We start from the raw sequence: 20,159 nt of genomic DNA on the forward strand, positions 1-20,159 counted from the left end.
TGGTGGTTATAAACCAGATTTTAAGCTGGCTTCAATAAATTTATCTAGGTCGCCATCGAGTACCGCTTGAGTGTTACGGTTTTCAACGCCAGTACGTAAATCTTTAATACGCGAGTCATCAAGTACGTATGAACGAATTTGACTTCCCCAGCCAATATCAGACTTGTTGTCTTCTTGGCTTTGCTTTTCAGCATTTTGCTGCTGTAGCTCAAGCTCAAATAATTTCGCTTTTAACTGCTTCATTGCTTGGGCTTTATTTTTATGTTGTGAACGCTCGTTTTGACATTGCACCACGGTATTAGTTGGTACGTGAGTAATACGTACCGCCGATTCGGTGGTATTTACGTGCTGACCACCCGCGCCTGATGCACGGTAAACGTCTATACGTAAGTCAGACGGATTAATATCAATCTCAATGTTGTCATCAACTTCTGGGTAAACAAACGCAGATGCAAACGAGGTATGACGACGGCCACTTGAATCAAATGGGCTTTTACGAACTAGGCGGTGTACGCCTGTTTCAGTGCGTAACCAACCATAAGCGTATTCGCCAGAAAAACGTACCGTTGCACCTTTAATACCAGCAACATCACCATCGGTCGCTTCAACTAGCTCTACTTTAAAGCCTTTTGCTTCACCCCAGCGTAAGTACATACGCAGTAAAATATTACACCAGTCTTGTGCTTCTGTACCGCCAGAGCCTGATTGTAAATCAAGGTAGGCATCGTTTGAATCGTGAGAGCCTGAAAACATACGACGAAACTCAAGCCCTTCAAGCTGCTGGTTTAAATCAGCTAGTTCGCTTTGTGCTTCATCAAAGGTGTCTTGATCTTCGGCTTCAACAGCAAGCTCGACTAAACCTTCAACATCGTCAGTACCAGCAACAAGGTTATCGATTGTTTCAACCACGGCTTCTAGTGCTGACTTTTCACGACCAAGGGCTTGTGCGCGCTCAGGCTCATTCCATACGGCTGAATCTTCAAGTTCGGCGTTAACTTCTTCTAAACGTTCTTGTTTAAGAGCGTAGTCAAAGGTACCCCCGAAGCAGTTCAGTACGTTCGCGAATTTCCTTGATTTGATTAATCACAGGATTCACTTCAAACATGTACATTACTCCAAAATGGCTAGGTTATTGCGCACTTAAAAAAGAGACCGAGCGCAATTAAAAATCATTAAATAATAAAAACGCCCGATTTTAACAAAAAACCGCGCGTTTTATTAGCCTTTTATGCATGGTTTGAAGATATTTTTTAGCCCACTTTTTCAAGCTCTCTAACTATAAGTTGTAAGCTAAATTTACCTCTAAATTCATTTATATCGAGCTGATACGCTACTTTAACAAACTGCGCCTCGGTATCTGGCCACGCTTTTACATCAATCCCAAAGGCAATGGCATCCACTAAGCGTGCAGACTGATGCTTTAATACTAGCTTTAAGTGTTTTTCACCCACAATACGCTGCTGGATTACTTCAAAGGTGTGTTCAAATATCGGCTCAGGAAACTGCTGCCCCCACGGGCCCGATTGTTTTAAAAGCTGGGCAAAATCCATGCTAAAGCAGTCATTAGGTAGCTCACCATCGGTAAATACAATACAGCGTTTACTTTCTTCACTGAGTTGCTCGCTAACTGCACTATCAAATGCGCGTTTGAACTCAGTAAATTGCTGCTCGTTAATACTTAAACCTGCCGCCATTGCGTGGCCGCCAAATTTATTAATTAAACCAGGCTGCGCAGTGTTTAACCCCTCAAGCAGGTCGCGCATATGCAAGCCTTCAATAGAGCGACATGAACCTTTTACTTCACCGTTTTCGCCACCCGCAAATATCACGGTTGGGCGGTGGTATTTTTCTTTTAAGCGCCCCGCTAAAATGCCAATAACACCTTGATGCCAATCGTCTTGATACAAACAAATAGCATCAGGCACACTATCTTCTTTAAATGCTAGCCTATCGAGCACGGCTTGCGCCTCTACTTGCATACCTTGCTCTATTTCACGTCTGGCAAAGTTTAAGCTATCAAGCTCGCCGGCTATGCGCCTTGCTTGATTTATGTCGTTGCTAAGTAAGCAAGCTATACCCAAACTCATGTCATCTAGGCGCCCAGCTGCATTTAAACGCGGCGCTAATGAAAAGCCAAAATCGCTGGCACTTAAACGAGCTGCATTACGATTAGCCACTTCAATCAGTGCGGTGATACCTGGGCGCGTTTTACCGCTGCGAATACGTGCCAAGCCTTGATGCACTAACGTACGGTTATTCGCATCCAGAGCCACCACATCGGCCACCGTACCAAGGGCTACAATATCGAGTAAGTCAGCAATATTTGGCATAGGATGTTGGTTAAAGTAGCCTTGTTCACGCAGCGCACTTCTCAGCGCGATAAGTAAATAAAACGCCACACCAACACCAGCTATCGACTTAGAAGGAAAATCACAGTCATGACGATTAGGATTAACAATAGCATCGGCATTCGGCAGTTGCTCGCCTTGTAAATGGTGATCTGTAACCAGCACTTTAATGCCTGCGGCTTTAACAATATCAATCCCTGCAATACACGAAATACCGTTATCTACGGTGATCACTAAATCGGGCTGCATAGTCACTATTTGCTCAGCCAATGCTGGGCTTAAACCATAACCTAGACTAAAGCGGTCTGGCACTAAGTAATCTAAATGAGTAAAGCCAAACATGGCCAGCCCTTGCATTAAGGTGGCGGTGCTGGTTGCGCCGTCGGCGTCAAAATCGCCAACAATAAGTATTTTGCTTTGTGCATGCAGCGCATCAATTAACAGTTGGCTGGCTTTGTCTATATCTTTAAACAACTTAAAGTCGAGTAAAGTAGCCGCACTATTATTTAATTCATCAGCATGGCAGACGTTACGCGTGGCATAAATTTGCTTAATAACAGGATGTAGATGACTAGGTAGATGAGAGTCGTCAACGGGTTCTCGCGCAATGATCATTTTTTTCATGCTGGTTTTTTAACTTATGATGTTCATAACAAAAAGACAAAAAAAGGCCATAAAGGCCTTTTTAAACAGGTACTCAGGTTTTTAATTAACCTGCTTTATTCGCCTCAAGCGCAGCGCTTAATGCGGCTGCTGGTTGGTAGCCTGGGATCATCGTGCCATCTTCTAAAATAATAGCCGGTGTACCACTAACACCAAAACTTTGGCCTAATTGGTAATGCTCTGCAACGGGTGCGCTACAATCTTTTACAATTTGTGTATCCGAGCCCGATTTAGCTTCAGTAAGTGCTTCTTGCTGATCTTTAGCACACCACACATTCATTAAATCAGCATAACCTGACCCCTGTAGGCCGCCACGTGGAAATGCGAGGTATTTAACCGTAATACCCGACTCAAGTAAGTCATCAAGCTCTCGGTGTAATTTACGACAGTAACCACAGCTAATATCTGTAAACACGGTAATGCTGTGTTTTTCTTCTGGCGCTTTATACACAATCATTGAATCTTCGTATTCTTTTAACCCTGATTGGCGCACACCATTAAGTGCTTGCTCGGTTAAATTATTACGGTTGTTTAAATCGATTAGCGTACCTTGCATTAAAAACTGACCGTCAGGGCTTGCATATAGCACCCCTTTATTGGTAATCAATTCTTTTAAGCCTGCAACCGGACTTGGGTTAATTTGTTTTACAGTTACTCCAAGCGCGGCAAATTTTGTCACGATAGGATCATTGGCATCGGGTGTTACTGCAACGCCATTAGCAAAAGCGCTCAAACTAGTGCACAACATGGCACCTGCTAACATTAATTTTTTCATAACGGGTTCTCTATCCTAAAAAATACTTATCTTATCGTGTCTATATGACCGGCTTAGTGACAAAAAAATTCGCTTAAGCACGAGGATGGTGCTCAGCATGCACCGATTTTAATCGCTCATTCGCTACATGCGTATAAATTTGGGTAGTTGATAGGTCGCTGTGGCCAAGCATCATCTGCACCACACGCAAGTCAGCCCCATGATTTAATAAATGCGTTGCAAATGCATGTCGCAAAGTGTGAGGTGATAACGGCGACTCAACGGATGCCAAAATAGCATAGTGTTTAATCCGATGCCAAAAAGTTTGTCGTGTCATGCCCACCCCACGTTTAGAGGGAAAGACAAAATCGGTGGCATGTTTTATCATTTGTGCTCGCCCAAGCTTTAAAAATTGCTCCAGCCAATACATAGCCTCTTCACCTAAAGGCACTAATCGCTCTTTATTTCCTTTACCTTTTACAAACACCACAGCTTGGCGCAAATTTATTTGCTCCATTCTCAGCCCTACCAGCTCAGTTACCCGCAAGCCCGTTGCATACAATAGCTCTAGCATGGCTTTGTCGCGCAGCCCCATTGGCTCTTCTATATTGGGGGCACTTAATAGTGCCTCTACTTCGGCTTCAGAAAGCGTTTTTGGTAATGATTGCCCCGCTTTAGGCTGAGCAATATTGACCATAGGTGAGTCGCTAATTATTTTTTCGCGTACAAAGTACTGATAAAAACGTTTTAATGCACTAATGCTACGCGCAGTACTGCGTGGCTTTAGCCCTAAATCAACACGGTGTGCCAAGTAACTTTCAACATCTAAGCTGGTTACCGTCATTAAGTTTTCGCCTTTTAAAAATTGGCAAAACTTATCTAAGTCACTGCGATAAGCGCTCAGTGTGTTTTCACTTACGCCTTGCTCTAAATAGAGGCTATCAAGAAAGGTTTCTAAAAAGTCGCTATTGCTGCTTAGCTCAGTATTTTGTTCAGGTAAATCGTCAGATAGCGTTGTCACGTTGTGATCTCATGTTGGTAATACCACGGGAGAAGGTATCAATTAAAAATACCTTACGGTAAACTTGAGCCTATCATAACAGGCAATTACACAGTGATAAATACGATGCAGATTGGTTTATTTTTTGGTTCTACTACCTGCTATACCGAAATGGCGGCAGAAAAAATACGCGATATTATTGGCGCCGACATTGTCAGCTTACATAATATTAAAGACGAGCCGCTTAAAAACGCTGAGCAATATGACTTTATCATTTTTGGTATTTCTACGTGGGACTTTGGCGAAATTCAAGAAGATTGGGAATCAAAGTGGGACGACATAAAAGACGTTGACCTAAATGGTAAAACTATCGCCTTATTTGGCATGGGCGATCAGCAAGGGTATGGCCAGTGGTTTCAAGATGCGTTAGGTATGTTGCACGATGAAATAAATGCCCAAGCCATTACTCAACTTGGCTTTTGGCCTAACGATAGTAATTACGAATTTGAAGCGTCTAAAGCCCTTACCGAAGACGGTAAACAATTTGTAGGTTTAGCATTAGACGAAGACAGTCAGTACGAGCTAAGCGACGAGCGTATTGCCACTTGGGTAGAACAAGTGATGACAGAGTACGCTGAAACCCTATAACTCAGCGTGCAAAGAGCGCTGCTATGCAGCGCTTTTTAATCCTTAACTACTCTACTTTTAACCAGTATTGGTTACGGTAAAAAAAGCCCACATAACCACGCACTTCTAACTGTTCACCATTTTGCTGCAAAGTTAGGCGCACGCTGTAGGTTTTACCATTATTGGGGTCGAGAATTTCACCGTCTTCCCAACTACCATCTCCGGCATAAGTCACATCTTCAATAATGGTCATGCCTAGCATCGGCTGATTCTTTTTATCACCACCACACTCGCTGCAAAGCGCATCTTGCTTATTTTTATTGAGTATTGTTTCAATTTTGCCAGTCAGTACGCCGTCTTGTTCAGTAATGCGTACATAAGACTTTGCTTCTTTGGTGTCTTCATTAATGGTTTTCCAAAGCCCTACAGGACTCATGTTTGCATGCGCACTATGGCTTATAAATAAAGCTGCAGCGAGAGTGCTTAGCAAAGTTAGTTTATTAAAGTTTTTCATTGAGTTGCTTTAATTTTAAATAGCGAATAAAACGATAATACCAGCTGATTTATAAACACACTATGAAATTACATAGCTAATTAGGTGCATGTAAAAAATAAAAACCAAGTGCGTTTTAACACACTTGGTTTTTAAATAATAATCACGTTTTAAAGTACATGATTAAAAGTGCATATTTAAAAATCACGTACCTCTACACTTGAGCTATTAAATTCAAACATATTAATTTTGCCGCACTGGGCCATATGGTTAGTGCTTGCATATGGGGTGTTTGCTTGATTTATATCGCCCTCCCACTCAGGGCCATTTTTTACAAATGCTTTGAGTTCAAACCAGCCGTTAACGGCTTTACTGCAATCCATATCAACATCAAGCATCCAGTAGTGTTCGCCCCATATGTTAAGTGGTGTAACGCCAAAACCATCATTATCTACCGTTTTTTGCGCGCCATATTCACTAGGCCATATATTAGTAGTCCAATCCATCGCGGTACCTTGCGCCTTACTGCTTTGACCTTGCTCAATACCATACCAATCTAGGTAATTATCGTTTGCTTTCCAAGGCAAAGTGGTGTTGTTTTTTAAATTGTTGTGACGAATAGGCATGGCACATTCAATGTTCGTTGTTTGGCAGTTTCTACCAAGGTTTGCATTCGCATAAATGTGATCTATTCCACCACGAACAAACATATCTTGCCCGCTTTGTGTTTGCGCATTGATAAAAACAACGGTTCTTTGCCAATCACCACCGTTATTAGGAAGCGAGCCTTGTAGTAATTTAGCCTTTTTATGAATAGCCATGGCATCCCATGGCGCCACATTTAAATTAATAGTGCCGTTACTATTAACTGTAATAACCTCACCACTACAGCTTTTAGCATCACTCGAAAGCTCACCTTTTAATACGTTACAGTACTGACCAGCAGCCATATCTGTTTGAACCGTTGAATTTAAGGTTGAGTCTTCTTTATTAATTGCCATATGGCCTGAGCTACCTCGCCCAAATGCAATCTGGTTATTGGTGTTATCCCACCAGTTTGTTACACCCCAGTTATCGGCAGTGTTATTTCTAAAATCAACACCACCAGCAATGTACGACCAACGATGCTCACACTTCCATTTGCTTGCAAAACACTCCAAGTTACCATTGTTGTGCACTGGCACACTTGGCCCACCTGCATCGGTATCACCATGAAAGTCATAACTCGACATGACTTTTGGATACCCATACGGATATGCCAACATAAAAACGTTAGCTAGATCGTATAAACGGCCATCTTCAAAAGTAATTACATTACCCGCACCACCATGCCCGCGTTGGTTATCATGGTTATCAACAAATACCACAGCTGACGAACTTGGCATAAAACCCCAACCTTCACCAAAATTACTTAGCCACGCAAGCGAGCCATTTCTAAACGTATTACCAAGTTGGGTACTATATTTAAACTCAGTAACTAAACCTGTACTTAAATACTCTGAAGCATCTACCGCTTCAGTACCTTGATCTATCACCTCATGAAACACCACTGGCGAACCATTTATTTTAGCCATTAGACTTTGAATATCGATTGCAGCAACATGCTTAGCAGCATCAAACCTAAAGCCTTTAACACCTAAAGCTTGCAGGTCATTAATATAGGCCGCTAACGTATTTTGCACATAAGTTGAAGCGGTATTTAAATCGGCAAGCCCTACCAGCTCGCAATGTTGCACACGATAGCGGTTATTACCGTAATCTTCAGGGTTAATTGAGCAGCTTTGGTGAAAATCTTGTGGGCTATAAATAGGATATTGTTTATTACCAAAGTTATTACCGGCGGTACCAGTACCATTGCCTGCAGCCATATGGTTTATTAGCGTATCAACATATATATCTACGCCTGCCGAATTACATCGATTAACCATATCTATAAACTGCGTCCGGTTCCCGCCACGGCTTTGCAGTTGGTAGCTCACAGGTTGGTAGCGAGTCCACCATTGATTACCTGTAATATGCTCGTTAGGCGGAGATACCTGTACAGCAGCATACCCTTTGGGCCCTAAAAACTGTTCACATTCTTGGGCTATATCTTGCCAGTTCCATTCAAATAGATGCACAAATGTTGTAGGTGCAGCCATAGCTAAGCTTGGTAAAGTTAAGCCAAGGCTTAATCCTGCAGTGGTGATTATTTTATTCAGCTTCATAGTGTGTGTTCCAAGTGTTGAGCGAGTTAAACAACATACTCGACGTTATTTACAAGTGGTTAACACTAGTCTGGTGATTGATTAAATAAAAACTGAATACGTATGCATAATGGGTAAATTATCTTTCTTTTTAAATAACTAAGCTCAATTTATAGCTTACATCTTTAAATAAAATGCTTTGCAAAGCCCGACATAATCAGCTGTGTAGGTGTTGTTTTCATCTTTTATGCAAAGCACTGTTTGTTGTAATTCTGTTTTGATTGAGCTAAAGCGCATTAAGCTACGACTGAACACTTTACTCGGTGTAGTTTTTACTTTGCAATGCGCGTTTAAATACAGCCCTTGTTGCTGCGCCAAGGTTATAAATAACTGTGCCTCTTTGCTGGGTAAAATTAAATTAAAGTGTGCCTGTTTATGCGTTAAGCGTTTAAACGCAGCAATCAGTTCTGCAAAGCTTAAACCATCGGTATGGCGAGCGGCATTGCGTGCTGCATTATCACTTTTTAAACTGTGATTAAAATAAGGCGGATTAGATATAACGCAATCAAATTTAGTCTCAGCCGCAAAATGCTGAATGCCTTGATGATAAATACTAATATCAGGCCAAGGGCTTTGCTGGCAATTTTTTACAGCTTGCTGGTAGGCGGCTTCATCAACCTCAACCGCACTCACCTTTAAATCTGGCACTCGCTGTTTACACATTAACGCCAACAACCCCGTGCCTGTGCCAATATCTAATAACGAACTAGCATCGCTTAAATCAGCCCATGCCCCGAGTAAAATACCATCGGTAGAGACCTTCATGGCGCACTGGTCGTGCTCAACCTTAAATTGTTTAAATGCAAAACCAGACATTTTTTCACCTTTTCATTCACCAAGTAGATTTAAGTGCGTATAATTAACGGCAATTGTCCCCTATTTTTGACACTCTATGCAATTTTCTGAATTTGATCTTGATAATAAGCTACTCAATGCTATTAATAAAATGGGTTTTGAAACCCCTACTAGCATTCAACAACAAGCCATTCCTGAGGCGTTGCAAGGGCGTGATATTTTAGCGTCTGCACCGACAGGTACGGGTAAAACGGCGGCATTCTTAATTCCAGCAATTCAATATTTAATGGATTTCCCGCGTCGTGATCCGGGCTTTGCACGGGTATTAATTATGACCCCAACTCGCGAGCTTGCTTATCAAATTCATGAACAATGTGAGTTACTTGCAAAACAAACCCACTTAAAAATTGGGGTGGTTACCGGCGGTATTAATTACGGTACACACAAAGAAATTTTTGAAAATAATAACGACATTTTAATCGCCACACCTGGGCGTTTAATGGAGTATTTGGAAACTGAAAACTTCCACGCAGAAAACGTAGAAATGCTCATTCTTGATGAAGCCGACCGCATGCTCGACATGGGCTTTCGTAAAGAAATGCTGCGTATTTGTGATGAAGCTAAAAACCGTCGTCAGTGCTTTTTATTCTCAGCTACTCTTGAAGGTGACAGCGTAGAATTATTTGCAGAGCGTATTTTAAACGACCCGGCTCTACTTGAAGCCGAATCATCACGCAAAGAAAAAGCTAAAATACATCAATGGGTTCATTTAGCTGACGATTACCATCACAAGCTTGAGCTATTAGTTAACACCTTAAACGGCCCTGATGTTAGTAAAGCGATTGTGTTTGTAAAAACTCGTGAGCGCCTTGAAACCCTTATTGGTGAACTAACCAATAACGGCGTTAAAGCTGCGTGGCTACGTGGTGAAATGCCACAAGATAAACGCATGAAAGCGATGGAAAATTTCCACAGTGGCAAAACCCGCATTTTAGTCGCGACCGATGTAGCCGCGCGTGGTATTGATGTAGCTGATATAAGCCACGTAATTAACTTTGATATGCCTCGCACTGCAGATGTTTACGTACACCGTATTGGCCGTACAGGTCGCGCGGGTAAAAAAGGCATAGCAATTTCACTAATTGAAGCACACGATATTGGCATCCTTTACAAAGTAGAACGTTACATAGAGCAGAAGCTAAAACGCCGTGTATTTAAAGGATTAGAGCCAAAACATAAAGAAGCTAAGCCACCAGTTAAAAAGCGTAAAGATCCAGTAAAAATGAAAGCGAAGAAAAAAGCCAAAGCTAAAAAGAAAAAATAGCTTTAGCTTTAGTACATTTGATTGAGCCGACGTTTGTCGGCTTTTTTGTGGCTTAAAAACAGTGAGTAAGCAATTCAGAGTAATATGTAAAAACTACTTAGCTGAATAACCACTTAATAAAATACCCAATTATTTCAAACAGTTAAATTTGGAATGAAACTTGTAACCCTAGTCAATATATGAGTATTAAAACGCCAAATAACGGCGATAATTTTTCAAAACACATTAAGGATATAGTTATGAGTCGCATTAAATTTACTATCGGTTTTATTTCGTTTTGTTGTTTATTTTTATTAGTCTCTGCTTTTAAAGTTAGTGCAGCAACGCATTTAGCGATAGTGAGTAGTGTGGCCACACAAGCTACTTTACAGCAATCTATTACTCATGAATTACGTACTAACCCAAACCTAGAATTAAAAAATTTAAACGTACAGGTTGAAAATGGCGACGTTGAACTTAAAGGCAAAGCTAATAACGGTTTTGAACGTGCTCTTGCACAAAAATTTTTAGAAAATATGGATGGGGTTAAAGTCATTCGTAACAAAATTAGTGTGATTTAATACATCTCCTTCTTAACTTATTCTTCAGCGCTGCTTGTTGCTCCAACACAAGCGGCGCTTTTTATGGCCTGCAAGATATAATTTAATGCAGAACATACTCCCGAGCCAGTATAAATAGCTTGATTAAAAGCCTTTTAGTTTACGCGCCAATCGCGACGCTCATTGCAGCTACTTATACCATTGAATCCTTTACTCAAAGACACTTCTATATAGGGCTTGCATCAAGCTTGAGAACATATTCGATTAATTAAATAATCTATTTTGAAATGAGAAACCTTATCGATATAGTTTTCTAATTGAGACGCTTTTAACTTAGTTAACGCAAGGCTTTAGTTACTTCCGAACATCAATTAATTATAATAAAAAGCGCGTTTTTACTTTGTAAAAACGCGCTGATAGTCAGTAAGTTTTTCCTACCGCTTTACCCTTGTAAATTTAAAATTAATTGCTTTCCTGGCTTGTATCAGTGTTGCTATCAGCCTCTTTACTAGTTGACTGCTGACTTATTTTATCGCTTATCATGGCATCGAGTTTTTCACCGCCTTTAATACCGAAATCCAACGTACGAATAGGAAACGGAATACTTATATCAGCAGCATCGAGTGCTTGCTTTACTGCCACAACACCTTTGTGACGCACCGTCATAAAATCGGGCTCACCAGGGTATTTAATCCAAAACCATACCAATAAGTTTATACTGCTATCACCAAAGCCTTCTGCGTACACCGCGGTCTCATCTTTGCGGATCACAAAGTCGAATTGATTAATTTTTTCGACAATAACTTCACTGGCTTTTTCTATATCGTCAGCGTAAGAAATACCTACTGGTACTTCTATTCTTCTGACCCCTAAAGTGCTGTAATTACGCAGTACATTTCTAAATAGTATTTTATTAGGAACCAGTATCAACTGCCCGTAAAAGCTCTCTATTAGTGTGTTACGTAAATTTATTGAATGCACTGAACCAAATACGTTATCGGTCTCGATAACATCACCCGCTTTGAACGGTTTACGAATACCCATAGCAATACCCGCAATTAGGTTTTCGGTCATATCTTGAAAAGCAAAACCAATGGCGAGACCAACAATACCTGCACCCGCAAGTAGTGACGTAACGGTACTTTTTAAACCCATAAAATCAAGGGCAATAAAGACTCCTACACTCAAAACAATGACTTTAAAAATGGAGGCCATTAAGTCGGCAATTTGAGTAGAATCGAGGGAACGACGCAATACTTTTTTCATTCCTTTGCCTGCAAGGCGGGCAATAAATGAAAATATAATCGCAATAATCACCGCGACTATAAAGTTAGGGATATGACTTATAACAACATCAAACCAACCGCCGAGCTTCTCTTCTATGAGTTTTTCGGCTTCTGTAATTGAGGGAATTGAGAGCATTTGTTTTTATACCTTAGTTTGGGTTAATAACCTAAGGTCTGCAAAAATAGCGCCAAAATAAAAAGCCATGCAATGCATGGCTTTTTAAACATTTTAAAAAAGTGTGTTAGCTTTGCTCTTCGCGCAAAAATACCGGTTCAAGTTCTTTAGTGGTTGCTTCTGAGCTAAAGTAATAACCGGCCACGGTAAACTCTTTAAGCTGACTTAATTGCGTGACTTGGTTTTCGATAAGGTAACGCGCCATCATGCCGCGCGCTTTTTTAGCGTAAAAGCTAATCACTTTATATTGGCCGTTTTTACAGTCTTTAAAATGTGGCGTAATAATTTGTGCGTTAAGCGTTTTTTTATCTACCGCTTTAAAGTATTCGTTAGACGCTAAATTAACTAAGTATTGTGCATCTTGTGCCGCTAAAACGTCGTTAAGTTTATTAGCAATAATACTGCCCCAAAACTCATATAGGTTTTTACCACGGCTGTTTTCAAGCTTTGTACCCATTTCCAGGCGGTAGGCTTGCATTAGATCAAGCGGTTTTAATAATCCGTATAAACCCGAGAGTATACGTAAATGCTCTTGAGCATAATCAAGTTGCTTAGCCGTTAGGGTGTCGGCATCTAAACCGCCATATACATCGCCATTAAAGGCAAGCACAGCCTGTTTAGCATTACTCGTAGTAAACGGTTGCGCCCACTCACTAAAACGTGCTGCATTAAGGCCCGCGAGCTTATCGCTAATTTTCATTAAACTGCCAATCTGCGCAGGAGTTAGTTCACGGCATACTTTCATGAGCGCTTCGCTGTGCTCAAGTAATTCAGGTTGAGTGAACTTATCTGTTGCGGGTGGCGTGTCGTAATCAAGATTCTTTGCTGGTGAAATAACAGTGATCATAGTTAGCTATTGACTTGTAAATTATTTAATGTCAATTTCAACATTAAATGAGACGAAAAGCACGTTTTGTTTAAAATTATCCTACCTAAAACTCAACCGTTACCGTTTTTTCATTGATAAGGACATAAGACCTATCAAGCATTGTCACACTGTTGCAGTATAGCTATATTAAGGTAGTTTAGATTTTCTTTTAACTTGCTTGGAATGAGGAAAAGCAAATGACTAGCGCTCTACAAAGGCTTAAACAACATTCTTCTATCGTGGCCGACACGGGCGATATAGAAGCCATAAAAAAACATCAACCTGAAGATGCGACTACCAATCCATCGCTGCTTTTAAAAGCGAGCGAGATTGAAGCTTACAAACCTTATCTAGATAAAGCATGGCAATACGCTAAAGAAACCGAGCAACAGCCTGCAAAACAACTAGAGCTGGCTTGTGATTATTTTGCAGTATTACTTGGTAAAGAAATTAGCGAAATTGTACCGGGTTATATTTCTACTGAAGTTGATGCACGTTTATCATTTGATACTCAAGCAACAATTAATAAAGCACATACGCTATTGAGCCTTTACGAAAAAGAAGGCGTAAGCAAAGACAAGATTTTAATTAAAGTAGCGTCAACATGGGAAGGCATTAAAGCCGCAGAACAGTTAGAAAAAGAAGGCACTAAATGTAACTTAACGCTTTTATTTAGTGATGCTCAAGCCCGTGCCTGTGCTGATGCAAACGTATTTTTAATTTCGCCATTTGTTGGCAGAATTTTAGATTGGCACGTAGCAAACGGTATGGAAAAACCAACCGACCCGCTACAAGATCCTGGTGTACAATCGGTGCGTAGTATTTTTGAGTTTTATAAACGTCACGATTACAAAACGGTTGTTATGGGCGCAAGCTTTCGTAACACCGGCGAAATTATTGCCCTTACAGGCTGCGATAAGCTAACAATTAGCCCTAATCTTTTAGAAGAGCTAGGTAATTTAGAAGACGCACAAGAATACTTACTAGAGAGCGATATTGCTAAAGAGCCAAAACCAGAGCCACTTAGCGAAGCACAGTTCCGTTGGTTACATAACCAAGATGCTATGGCTACTGAGAAACTAGCTGAAGGTATTCGCTCATTTGCAGATGCGCAAGAGCAATTAGAAGCACGCTTTAAAGCGATGTAACTAACAGCTGTTTAACGAATTTAAAAACGTCGCTTTTTAGCGACGTTTTTTTGTGCCTGCGATTTATTTTAAATACTCGACTTGTTCCTATTTACGTTCTTTTTGTATTGATCTTCATCAAAACACCACCCATTAGTAACAGTTTCGTCACATTTATATTCTATTTTATTAATAGCTGTGGTATAGATAATGCCGAGGTTCAAAAAGTGGTCAATAGGAGATAATCAATGGATAGCCTAAACGAAATAATAGAAATATTAGAAGGTTCTGATACATCGAAAAAAACCTCTCAAAAAAATAAAAAAAGAAAATGGCGCGAAATAGAAGCAATAAAAGATAAGCAACGTTTGCGCAAAGAACTACAGGAGCTCGACTATTTTGCTGATAGTATTGCTATTGATGAGTTAGAGTTTTAATCAACAACAGCAACTAAAAAGGCTTTCATTTATGAAAGCCTTTTTTAATACCAATTACCCTATACTTGCCAATTAATGGGCTGTGCTCCTTGCGCTATTAACAGCTCATTGGTTTTTGAAAAGTGCTGACAGCCAAAAAAGCCGCGATGCGCTGAAAGCGGTGAAGGGTGCGGCCCAGACAATACATGATGGCGCTGGCGATCAATGCTTTTACCTTTTTTTTGTGCATGTGCGCCCCACAAAATAAACACCACTCCTTGGCAATGCTCATTTATATGAGTAATTACGTTATCGGTAAATTGCTCCCAACCTAAATGTTTATGGGAATGGGCTTGCCCTTGCTCTACTGTTAGTACGGTATTAAGCAAAAACACACCTTGATCTGCCCAGCTTTGTAAATAGCCATGCTCCGGTGTAATAAAACCATTAATGTCCGTCACTAACTCTTTATAAATATTTTTAAGTGAAGGCGGGAGCTTTTTAACTTCAGGCAATACAGAAAAACACAAGCCATGCGCTTGCCCTTCTCCATGGTAAGGGTCTTGACCTAATATAACCACTTTAATGTCACTAAGTGGAGTTGCATCAAACGCGTTAAACACCTGCGGTTCTGGTGGAAACACAGCAATACCGTTTGATCGTTTATTCGCAACATATTCAAGGGTTTGCTGCATATATGCTTGGCTAAGTTCGTGATTTAAAAAAGATGACCAGTTGCTCATAATTGACTCTTAATAAGTTCTCTAGATACCTCAACTTTGTCACACATTTGTGCTAATCCATCAAGCATTCTAGGGGAAAAACGATGTAATAAATCCGCGTTAACGCTAATAAATTGCTCATATTTAACCGCCGGAATTTCAGGCCATTGCTGCCAATTAACTGTAGGTATTACCCGTTTTGATTTTTCATCAGGAATAATAATAACTTGTGGCTTAGTCACTATCACGTTTTCAATACTGATTTGTGGGTAATCTGTGTCGCTGTCGGCAAATACATTAGTTACTTGGCAGGTTTCGATTAACTGATTTATCCAGGTATTTTTTGATACCGTCATCATAGGCTCAGGCCACAGCTGATAAAACCCAGTAAGCGTGGTTTTATTATGCTGCGCGGCTTTAATTGCGTTGAGCTTAGCTGTAAATGCCTCTGCTACCTTTTTACTTTGCTCAATACGACCCGTTAATTGACCTAGTTTTAGTATTTCTTTAGCAACGCCTTCAATAGAGCGTGGATTACTTAAATGCAATTCAATCCCTAGTCGCTTAATTTGTGCTAAATCTTCTGCCTGATTACCGCTTTTCCACGCAATGACCATGTCAGGCTTGAGCATGAGTAACTTTTCGATAGAAATGCCATTATAGCCGCCGATACGCTCAATTTTAGTCGCCTCTTGTGGGTAATCTGCGTAATCCAGCGTGCCCACTATTAGATCACCCGCCCCAATGGCATATAAATTTTCGACTATGTGTGGTGCCAAAGCCACAATACGAAGCGGCTTGTCGGCTAAGGCTTGAGGTACATAAACAGCAAACAATAACAGCCCAAGAATAATGCGTTTTAACATTAGTAATCAAAGCCTTTTAGTGCTTTTACGCCCGACTCAAACGCATGCTTTACATTACGCACTTCACTTACGGTATCGGCCAGCTCAATTAAGGTACGGTGCGCAGCACGGCCAGTAATAATTACCGATTGCATTGCAGGTCGGTTGTTAATTGCAGCAACCACTTCCTCAAGGTCGATATAGCCATAGGTCACCATATAGGTGAGCTCATCGAGTAATACCACATCGATACTGCTGTCGCTTAGCATCCGCTTTGACTCTTGCCATGTTGCTTGTGCTGCCGCAGTATCGGCCTCTTTATTTTGCGTATCCCAAGTAAAACCTGTGTTCATAACAGCAAATTCAACTCCAGCACCTTGTAGTAAATTACGCTCACCACATTCCCATGTACCTTTAATGAACTGACATACCGCGGCCTTTTTACCATGGCCAACACAGCGTGCAACCACACCAAAACCAGAGGTTGATTTACCTTTGCCATTACCAGTAATAACCTGAAAAATGCCTTTTTCTTGCTGTGCCGCTGCTACTCGAGCATCAACTTGTTCTTTTACTTTTTGCTGGCGCTGTTGGTGCTTGTCGTTTGTTGATTCAGTCATTGTTATGTCCTTGGTAAATTTTAATAATTTGTTCAATGTTTAAATGTGTTTGGCACATTTCAGCGAGGCGTTCTAGCTGGCGCTCGCGATGCTCATTGATGCTGATACCACTAATTTCACTGTCTGGTTTTAGCCACTTTAATAGCAGCTCTGTAGCGGCTGCGTTGTCAAATAAGCCATGTAAATAAGTACCAGCAATGGCATTATCGTCACTAATAAAACCATCCGTAGTAAAGCCATTGGGGTGTTTATTAAAGTGAATAAGTGGTTTATTGAGCGCTTGACCTTTACTGATCCCAGCATGTATTTCGTAACCCTGACAAGCAACCTGCTGCTGGTTTAAACTAATAGTGGCGTTTACTTGGCTTAGCACTTTTTGTTCACCTAATGTGGTATCAAAATCACTAAGCGCTAACCCAGCTATTTGCCCTAATGATGATTCCACCGCATTAGGGTCACAAATCGTATTACCTAGCATTTGCATACCGCCGCAAATACCCAATACTTTGCCACCATAGCGTAAATGGCGTTTAATTTGCTTATCCCAGCCTTCATTTTTTAAAAATACCAAATCGCTGAGTACATTTTTACTGCCAGGCACAATAATTAAATCAACATCAGGAATTGTTTGAGTATGGCGCACATAGGTTATATTTATATTTGGGTGTAATCGCAGTGCATCAAAATCGGTATGGTTACTAATATGAGGCACTAGCAGCACCGCAATATTAATGCTGGCTTCGGTCACATTATTATCTATGGCAACGGCATCTTCGGCATCAAGTGCTAAATCGTGTAGGTAGGGTAACACCCCTAACACAGGTTTACCTGTATACTCTTCAAGCCAATCTAACCCGCCTTGTAATAGGCTAATGTCACCACGAAAACGGTTAATCACAAAGCCTTTTACCCGTGCTTGCTCTGATTCGCTTAATAGCGCCAAAGTCCCTACTAGGTGAGCAAACACACCCCCTTTATCAATATCAGCAATAATAATAACCGGGCAATCAACCTTTTCGGCGTAGCCCATATTGGCGATATCGTTTGCGCGTAAGTTAATTTCAGCTGGGCTACCAGCCCCTTCAACCAACAATAAGTCAAAGCGTTTAGCTAAACGATTATGCGAGGTTAATACCGCTTCCATAGCCACTTTTTTATAGTCATGGTAAGAGTCGGCTTCCATATTGCTAATAGCCCTACCATGAATAATAACTTGCGCGCCGGTATCACTATTGGGTTTGAGTAATATCGGGTTGAAGTCTATTTCAGGTGCTACTTTTGCCGCAACGGCTTGTAATGCTTGTGCTCTACCAATTTCACCGCCATCATGAGTTACGGCACTATTAAGCGCCATATTTTGCGGTTTAAACGGCGCAACATTAACACCTTGATTAGCAAACACTCTGCAAAGTGCTGCAACCAGGGTACTTTTACCCGCATCTGAGGTAGTGCCTTGTACCATTAGTGTTTTCATTATTGAACCACCAGCTGACGCTTACGAAAATACAATATACTTAAAAAGAATAGACTGCCGATAGCCGCCGTGATCACTCCGATTGGCAACTCTTGATTACTTAATAGTGAGCGAGCGAGCACATCGACCCACACCATAAATATTCCCCCGACTAATCCAGTCATTAATAATCCAACGCGGCTACCTTGAGAGATAAAAAAGCGCACTATGTGTGGCACCATCAAGCCAACAAAACCAATACCACCACAGTTGGCAACTAACACGGCCGTGATCAACGAGCTTAAAATAAGCATTAAAATTCTAAAACGATGTACTCTTACGCCAAGCGTTGTCGCACTTTCATCGCCTAACAACATGGCATTAAGCTGACGCCTAAAACCCAACATGATTATTGTACAGACTATAATGACTAAGACAGGTAATAGCAGCGACTGCCACTGTGCTTTAGCAAAACTACCTAAAGTCCAAAATAAAATAGCCGCGACTGCTTGTGGATCGCTCCAATAAAGTAACAAACTAGTAAAAGCACTAAATAAAAATGATAAGGCTACCCCCGCCAATAACATCGATTCAACTTGGGCATTACGCTGGCTGCCAGCAATTAAAATTAATAATCCCATCGCCACTAAACTACCGGTTAATGCCGCCCCAGATAGCGCAATACCCGCCCCTGCTCCCACAAAAGACATTAGTATAACCACACCTAATGAAGCGCCGGACGAAATACCAAATAAGTAAGGATCTGCTAAGGGGTTACGGGTGACTGTTTGTAGTATTAAACCTGCAATCGCTAAGCCACTCCCAGCTAAAAAAGCCAGTAAAGTACGTGGCATTCTTAATTCAATAATAATACGGCTGGTGAATAAAGCCTCGTTTGAAAAGGTTAAGCTTTGATATACATCTGCGAGCGACGTGGGTGCCGCACCAAAACTCAGTGCAATAAATAAACTTAATAGTGCGCATAGTAGCGCAGCGATTAATGCAACGGTATGGTTAGAAAAAACCGTCATATTATTGGTATCCATAATAATAAGTAATATGAGGAATAGCCTCACCCGAAGCTGCTGATTGAGGGTGAGTGCTCACTTGTGCACAAACGCCAAACACCTCATCCAGTATCTGCTCAGTGACCACTTTATTTGGCTTACCTGCATCAACAACTTTTCCATTTTTAATAACCACTAACTCATCACACATAGCAGCAGCTAAATTTAAGTCATGAAATGACGCAAATACCGTGATCCCTAGAGATTTAGCCAGCTCCATCAGTTGAATTTGATATTTCACATCAAGGTGACTAGTTGGTTCATCCATAATAAGAAGTTGCGGTTGCTGCACAATAGCGCGGGCAATAAAGGCTCGTTGCTTTTCACCGCCAGATAGCGAATCAAATAATTGAGTACTATGAGATTCAAGCCCCACATGGCTAATAGCCTGAGCTATTTTTTGTTTATCTGCTTGGGTGGTCGAACTGAATAGCGTTTTATGTGGCGTAAGCCCTAGAGCCACAACATCGAATAACGAGAGGTTAAATTGCGACGGTGTTTCTTGTAGCACAACGGCAACTTGCTTGGCGTAGTCTTCGCTTTTTAGTTGCCAAATATCGGTGTTATTAAATTTAACCTCTCCCGCTGACGGCTGATTAAATCGATACAAGCAACGCAGTAAACTCGATTTTCCCGCACCATTAGGACCAATTAAGCCAACAAACTTGCCACGCTCAATACTCAAATTAATATGCTCAAGGATTAAGGTGTTACCCACTCGCCAAGAGACATTATTAACGGTTAGAAGTGCAGTTTTTTTAGCGGTTTGAGTGTGCAAAAAATTATCCTAG

At 41.0% G+C, this 20,159-nt stretch carries 20 protein-coding genes; 5 read left to right on the forward strand and 15 right to left on the reverse strand.

What is annotated here, in order from left to right:
* Positions 1-6: 6 nt before the first annotated feature.
* From prfB to xerD, 4 genes are all read right to left on the reverse strand, one after another.
* Positions 7-1,105, reverse strand: a protein-coding gene (gene prfB / locus FLM54_RS12665) for a peptide chain release factor 2 (protein ID WP_109874146.1) whose coding sequence is annotated in 2 segments (ribosomal slippage) — positions 7-1,029 and positions 1,031-1,105 — 1,098 coding nt in all. Because the reading frame shifts where the segments join, the coding sequence is not laid out codon by codon here.
* Between the two features lie 145 nt (positions 1,106-1,250).
* Positions 1,251-2,972, reverse strand: a complete 1,722-nt coding sequence (gene recJ / locus FLM54_RS12670; RefSeq protein WP_178956553.1) for a single-stranded-DNA-specific exonuclease RecJ — start codon at positions 2,970-2,972, stop codon at positions 1,251-1,253.
* 85 nt (positions 2,973-3,057) lie between these two features.
* Entirely contained in the window at positions 3,058-3,786 is a 729-nt protein-coding gene (gene dsbC / locus FLM54_RS12675; protein ID WP_138606619.1) for a bifunctional protein-disulfide isomerase/oxidoreductase DsbC, read from the reverse strand.
* Between the two features lie 73 nt (positions 3,787-3,859).
* Complete coding sequence (xerD, locus tag FLM54_RS12680; RefSeq protein ID WP_008110662.1) at positions 3,860-4,786, reverse strand: site-specific tyrosine recombinase XerD; 927 nt, start codon at positions 4,784-4,786, stop codon at positions 3,860-3,862.
* A 105-nt stretch (positions 4,787-4,891) separates the two neighbouring features.
* Here xerD and fldB point away from each other — a divergent pair, with 105 nt between their 5' ends.
* Entirely contained in the window at positions 4,892-5,413 is a 522-nt protein-coding gene (fldB, locus tag FLM54_RS12685; RefSeq protein WP_008467792.1) for a flavodoxin FldB, read from the forward strand.
* 46 nt (positions 5,414-5,459) lie between these two features.
* Here the strand turns inward: fldB and FLM54_RS12690 are convergent, their stop codons facing one another.
* The 3 genes from FLM54_RS12690 to FLM54_RS12700 all read right to left on the reverse strand — a co-directional run bounded on the left by FLM54_RS12690 (position 5,460) and on the right by FLM54_RS12700 (position 8,947).
* A complete protein-coding gene (locus FLM54_RS12690; protein WP_178956554.1) occupies positions 5,460-5,906 on the reverse strand; it encodes a DUF2147 domain-containing protein in 447 nt (148 codons plus the stop codon).
* A 176-nt stretch (positions 5,907-6,082) separates the two neighbouring features.
* The gene (locus FLM54_RS12695) at positions 6,083-8,092 is read right to left on the reverse strand and encodes an alpha-amylase (protein WP_178956555.1); all 2,010 of its coding nucleotides are present in this window, start codon (positions 8,090-8,092) and stop codon (positions 6,083-6,085) included.
* A 156-nt stretch (positions 8,093-8,248) separates the two neighbouring features.
* Complete coding sequence (locus FLM54_RS12700; RefSeq protein WP_178956556.1) at positions 8,249-8,947, reverse strand: tRNA1(Val) (adenine(37)-N6)-methyltransferase; 699 nt, start codon at positions 8,945-8,947, stop codon at positions 8,249-8,251.
* 76 nt (positions 8,948-9,023) lie between these two features.
* Here FLM54_RS12700 and srmB point away from each other — a divergent pair, with 76 nt between their 5' ends.
* Positions 9,024-10,250 carry an ATP-dependent RNA helicase SrmB gene (gene srmB, locus FLM54_RS12705; protein ID WP_010391528.1) on the forward strand — a complete coding sequence of 409 codons (1,227 nt, stop codon included), beginning with the start codon at positions 9,024-9,026 and terminating at the stop codon, positions 10,248-10,250.
* A 239-nt stretch (positions 10,251-10,489) separates the two neighbouring features.
* Entirely contained in the window at positions 10,490-10,810 is a 321-nt protein-coding gene (locus FLM54_RS12710; protein ID WP_178956557.1) for a BON domain-containing protein, read from the forward strand.
* Positions 10,811-11,251: 441 nt separating this feature from the next.
* Here FLM54_RS12710 and FLM54_RS12715 read toward each other — a convergent pair whose 3' ends face one another.
* Positions 11,252-12,211 (reverse strand): mechanosensitive ion channel family protein, encoded by a 960-nt coding sequence (locus FLM54_RS12715; RefSeq protein ID WP_138606631.1) that lies wholly within the window; start codon positions 12,209-12,211, stop codon positions 11,252-11,254.
* A gap of 106 nt (positions 12,212-12,317) precedes the next feature.
* Positions 12,318-13,097 carry a peroxide stress protein YaaA gene (yaaA, locus tag FLM54_RS12720; protein WP_013465813.1) on the reverse strand — a complete coding sequence of 260 codons (780 nt, stop codon included), beginning with the start codon at positions 13,095-13,097 and terminating at the stop codon, positions 12,318-12,320.
* A gap of 218 nt (positions 13,098-13,315) precedes the next feature.
* Between yaaA and tal the strand changes: the two genes are divergently transcribed.
* Positions 13,316-14,266, forward strand: a complete 951-nt coding sequence (gene tal / locus FLM54_RS12725) for a transaldolase (protein WP_008110647.1) — start codon at positions 13,316-13,318, stop codon at positions 14,264-14,266.
* Positions 14,267-14,493: 227 nt separating this feature from the next.
* Positions 14,494-14,682 (forward strand): DUF3545 family protein, encoded by a 189-nt coding sequence (locus FLM54_RS12730; protein WP_008110646.1) that lies wholly within the window; start codon positions 14,494-14,496, stop codon positions 14,680-14,682.
* Positions 14,683-14,741: 59 nt separating this feature from the next.
* On the opposite strand, the gene ung is transcribed toward FLM54_RS12730, so the two are convergent.
* Genes ung through FLM54_RS12760 form a run of 6 tightly spaced genes read right to left on the reverse strand, consistent with a single transcriptional unit; the run spans position 14,742 to position 20,146 of the window.
* Complete coding sequence (ung, locus tag FLM54_RS12735) at positions 14,742-15,404, reverse strand: uracil-DNA glycosylase (protein ID WP_016900536.1); 663 nt, start codon at positions 15,402-15,404, stop codon at positions 14,742-14,744.
* Positions 15,401-16,249: a cobalamin-binding protein gene (locus FLM54_RS12740; protein ID WP_178956558.1), complete on the reverse strand. Its 849-nt coding sequence runs from the start codon at positions 16,247-16,249 to the stop codon at positions 15,401-15,403. The genes ung and FLM54_RS12740 overlap by 4 nt, the downstream gene beginning before the upstream one ends.
* Positions 16,249-16,848 (reverse strand): cob(I)yrinic acid a,c-diamide adenosyltransferase, encoded by a 600-nt coding sequence (gene cobO / locus FLM54_RS12745; RefSeq protein ID WP_010391538.1) that lies wholly within the window; start codon positions 16,846-16,848, stop codon positions 16,249-16,251. Before cobO ends, FLM54_RS12740 begins: the two co-directional genes overlap by 1 nt.
* Positions 16,841-18,322 (reverse strand): cobyric acid synthase, encoded by a 1,482-nt coding sequence (locus FLM54_RS12750; protein WP_178956559.1) that lies wholly within the window; start codon positions 18,320-18,322, stop codon positions 16,841-16,843. Before FLM54_RS12750 ends, cobO begins: the two co-directional genes overlap by 8 nt.
* Positions 18,322-19,332, reverse strand: a complete 1,011-nt coding sequence (locus FLM54_RS12755) for an iron ABC transporter permease (protein WP_178956560.1) — start codon at positions 19,330-19,332, stop codon at positions 18,322-18,324. Before FLM54_RS12755 ends, FLM54_RS12750 begins: the two co-directional genes overlap by 1 nt.
* A 1-nt stretch (position 19,333) precedes the next feature.
* Positions 19,334-20,146 (reverse strand): ABC transporter ATP-binding protein, encoded by an 813-nt coding sequence (locus FLM54_RS12760; protein ID WP_178956561.1) that lies wholly within the window; start codon positions 20,144-20,146, stop codon positions 19,334-19,336.
* Positions 20,147-20,159 lie beyond the last annotated feature (13 nt).

The organism is Pseudoalteromonas sp. Scap25 (genome assembly GCF_013394125.1).
GTDB lineage: Bacteria > Pseudomonadota > Gammaproteobacteria > Enterobacterales > Alteromonadaceae > Pseudoalteromonas.

What these genes read in the sequence shown, in the direction of transcription:
- FLM54_RS12740 (WP_178956558.1), bottom strand. Translation starts at nt 16,249, where the DNA reads ATGTTAAAACGCATTATTCTTGGGCTGTTATTGTTTGCTGTTTATGTA.
- FLM54_RS12755 (WP_178956560.1), bottom strand. Translation starts at nt 19,332, where the DNA reads ATGACGGTTTTTTCTAACCATACCGTTGCATTAATCGCTGCGCTACTA.
- FLM54_RS12730 (WP_008110646.1), top strand. Translation starts at nt 14,494, where the DNA reads ATGGATAGCCTAAACGAAATAATAGAAATATTAGAAGGTTCTGATACA.
- dsbC (WP_138606619.1), bottom strand. Translation starts at nt 3,786, where the DNA reads ATGAAAAAATTAATGTTAGCAGGTGCCATGTTGTGCACTAGTTTGAGC.
- srmB (WP_010391528.1), top strand. Translation starts at nt 9,024, where the DNA reads ATGCAATTTTCTGAATTTGATCTTGATAATAAGCTACTCAATGCTATT.
- FLM54_RS12700 (WP_178956556.1), bottom strand. Translation starts at nt 8,947, where the DNA reads ATGTCTGGTTTTGCATTTAAACAATTTAAGGTTGAGCACGACCAGTGC.
- FLM54_RS12695 (WP_178956555.1), bottom strand. Translation starts at nt 8,092, where the DNA reads ATGAAGCTGAATAAAATAATCACCACTGCAGGATTAAGCCTTGGCTTA.
- FLM54_RS12750 (WP_178956559.1), bottom strand. Translation starts at nt 18,322, where the DNA reads ATGAAAACACTAATGGTACAAGGCACTACCTCAGATGCGGGTAAAAGT.
- FLM54_RS12690 (WP_178956554.1), bottom strand. Translation starts at nt 5,906, where the DNA reads ATGAAAAACTTTAATAAACTAACTTTGCTAAGCACTCTCGCTGCAGCT.
- ung (WP_016900536.1), bottom strand. Translation starts at nt 15,404, where the DNA reads ATGAGCAACTGGTCATCTTTTTTAAATCACGAACTTAGCCAAGCATAT.
- fldB (WP_008467792.1), top strand. Translation starts at nt 4,892, where the DNA reads ATGCAGATTGGTTTATTTTTTGGTTCTACTACCTGCTATACCGAAATG.
- cobO (WP_010391538.1), bottom strand. Translation starts at nt 16,848, where the DNA reads ATGACTGAATCAACAAACGACAAGCACCAACAGCGCCAGCAAAAAGTA.
- recJ (WP_178956553.1), bottom strand. Translation starts at nt 2,972, where the DNA reads ATGAAAAAAATGATCATTGCGCGAGAACCCGTTGACGACTCTCATCTA.
- yaaA (WP_013465813.1), bottom strand. Translation starts at nt 13,097, where the DNA reads ATGATCACTGTTATTTCACCAGCAAAGAATCTTGATTACGACACGCCA.
- tal (WP_008110647.1), top strand. Translation starts at nt 13,316, where the DNA reads ATGACTAGCGCTCTACAAAGGCTTAAACAACATTCTTCTATCGTGGCC.
- FLM54_RS12710 (WP_178956557.1), top strand. Translation starts at nt 10,490, where the DNA reads ATGAGTCGCATTAAATTTACTATCGGTTTTATTTCGTTTTGTTGTTTA.
- FLM54_RS12715 (WP_138606631.1), bottom strand. Translation starts at nt 12,211, where the DNA reads ATGCTCTCAATTCCCTCAATTACAGAAGCCGAAAAACTCATAGAAGAG.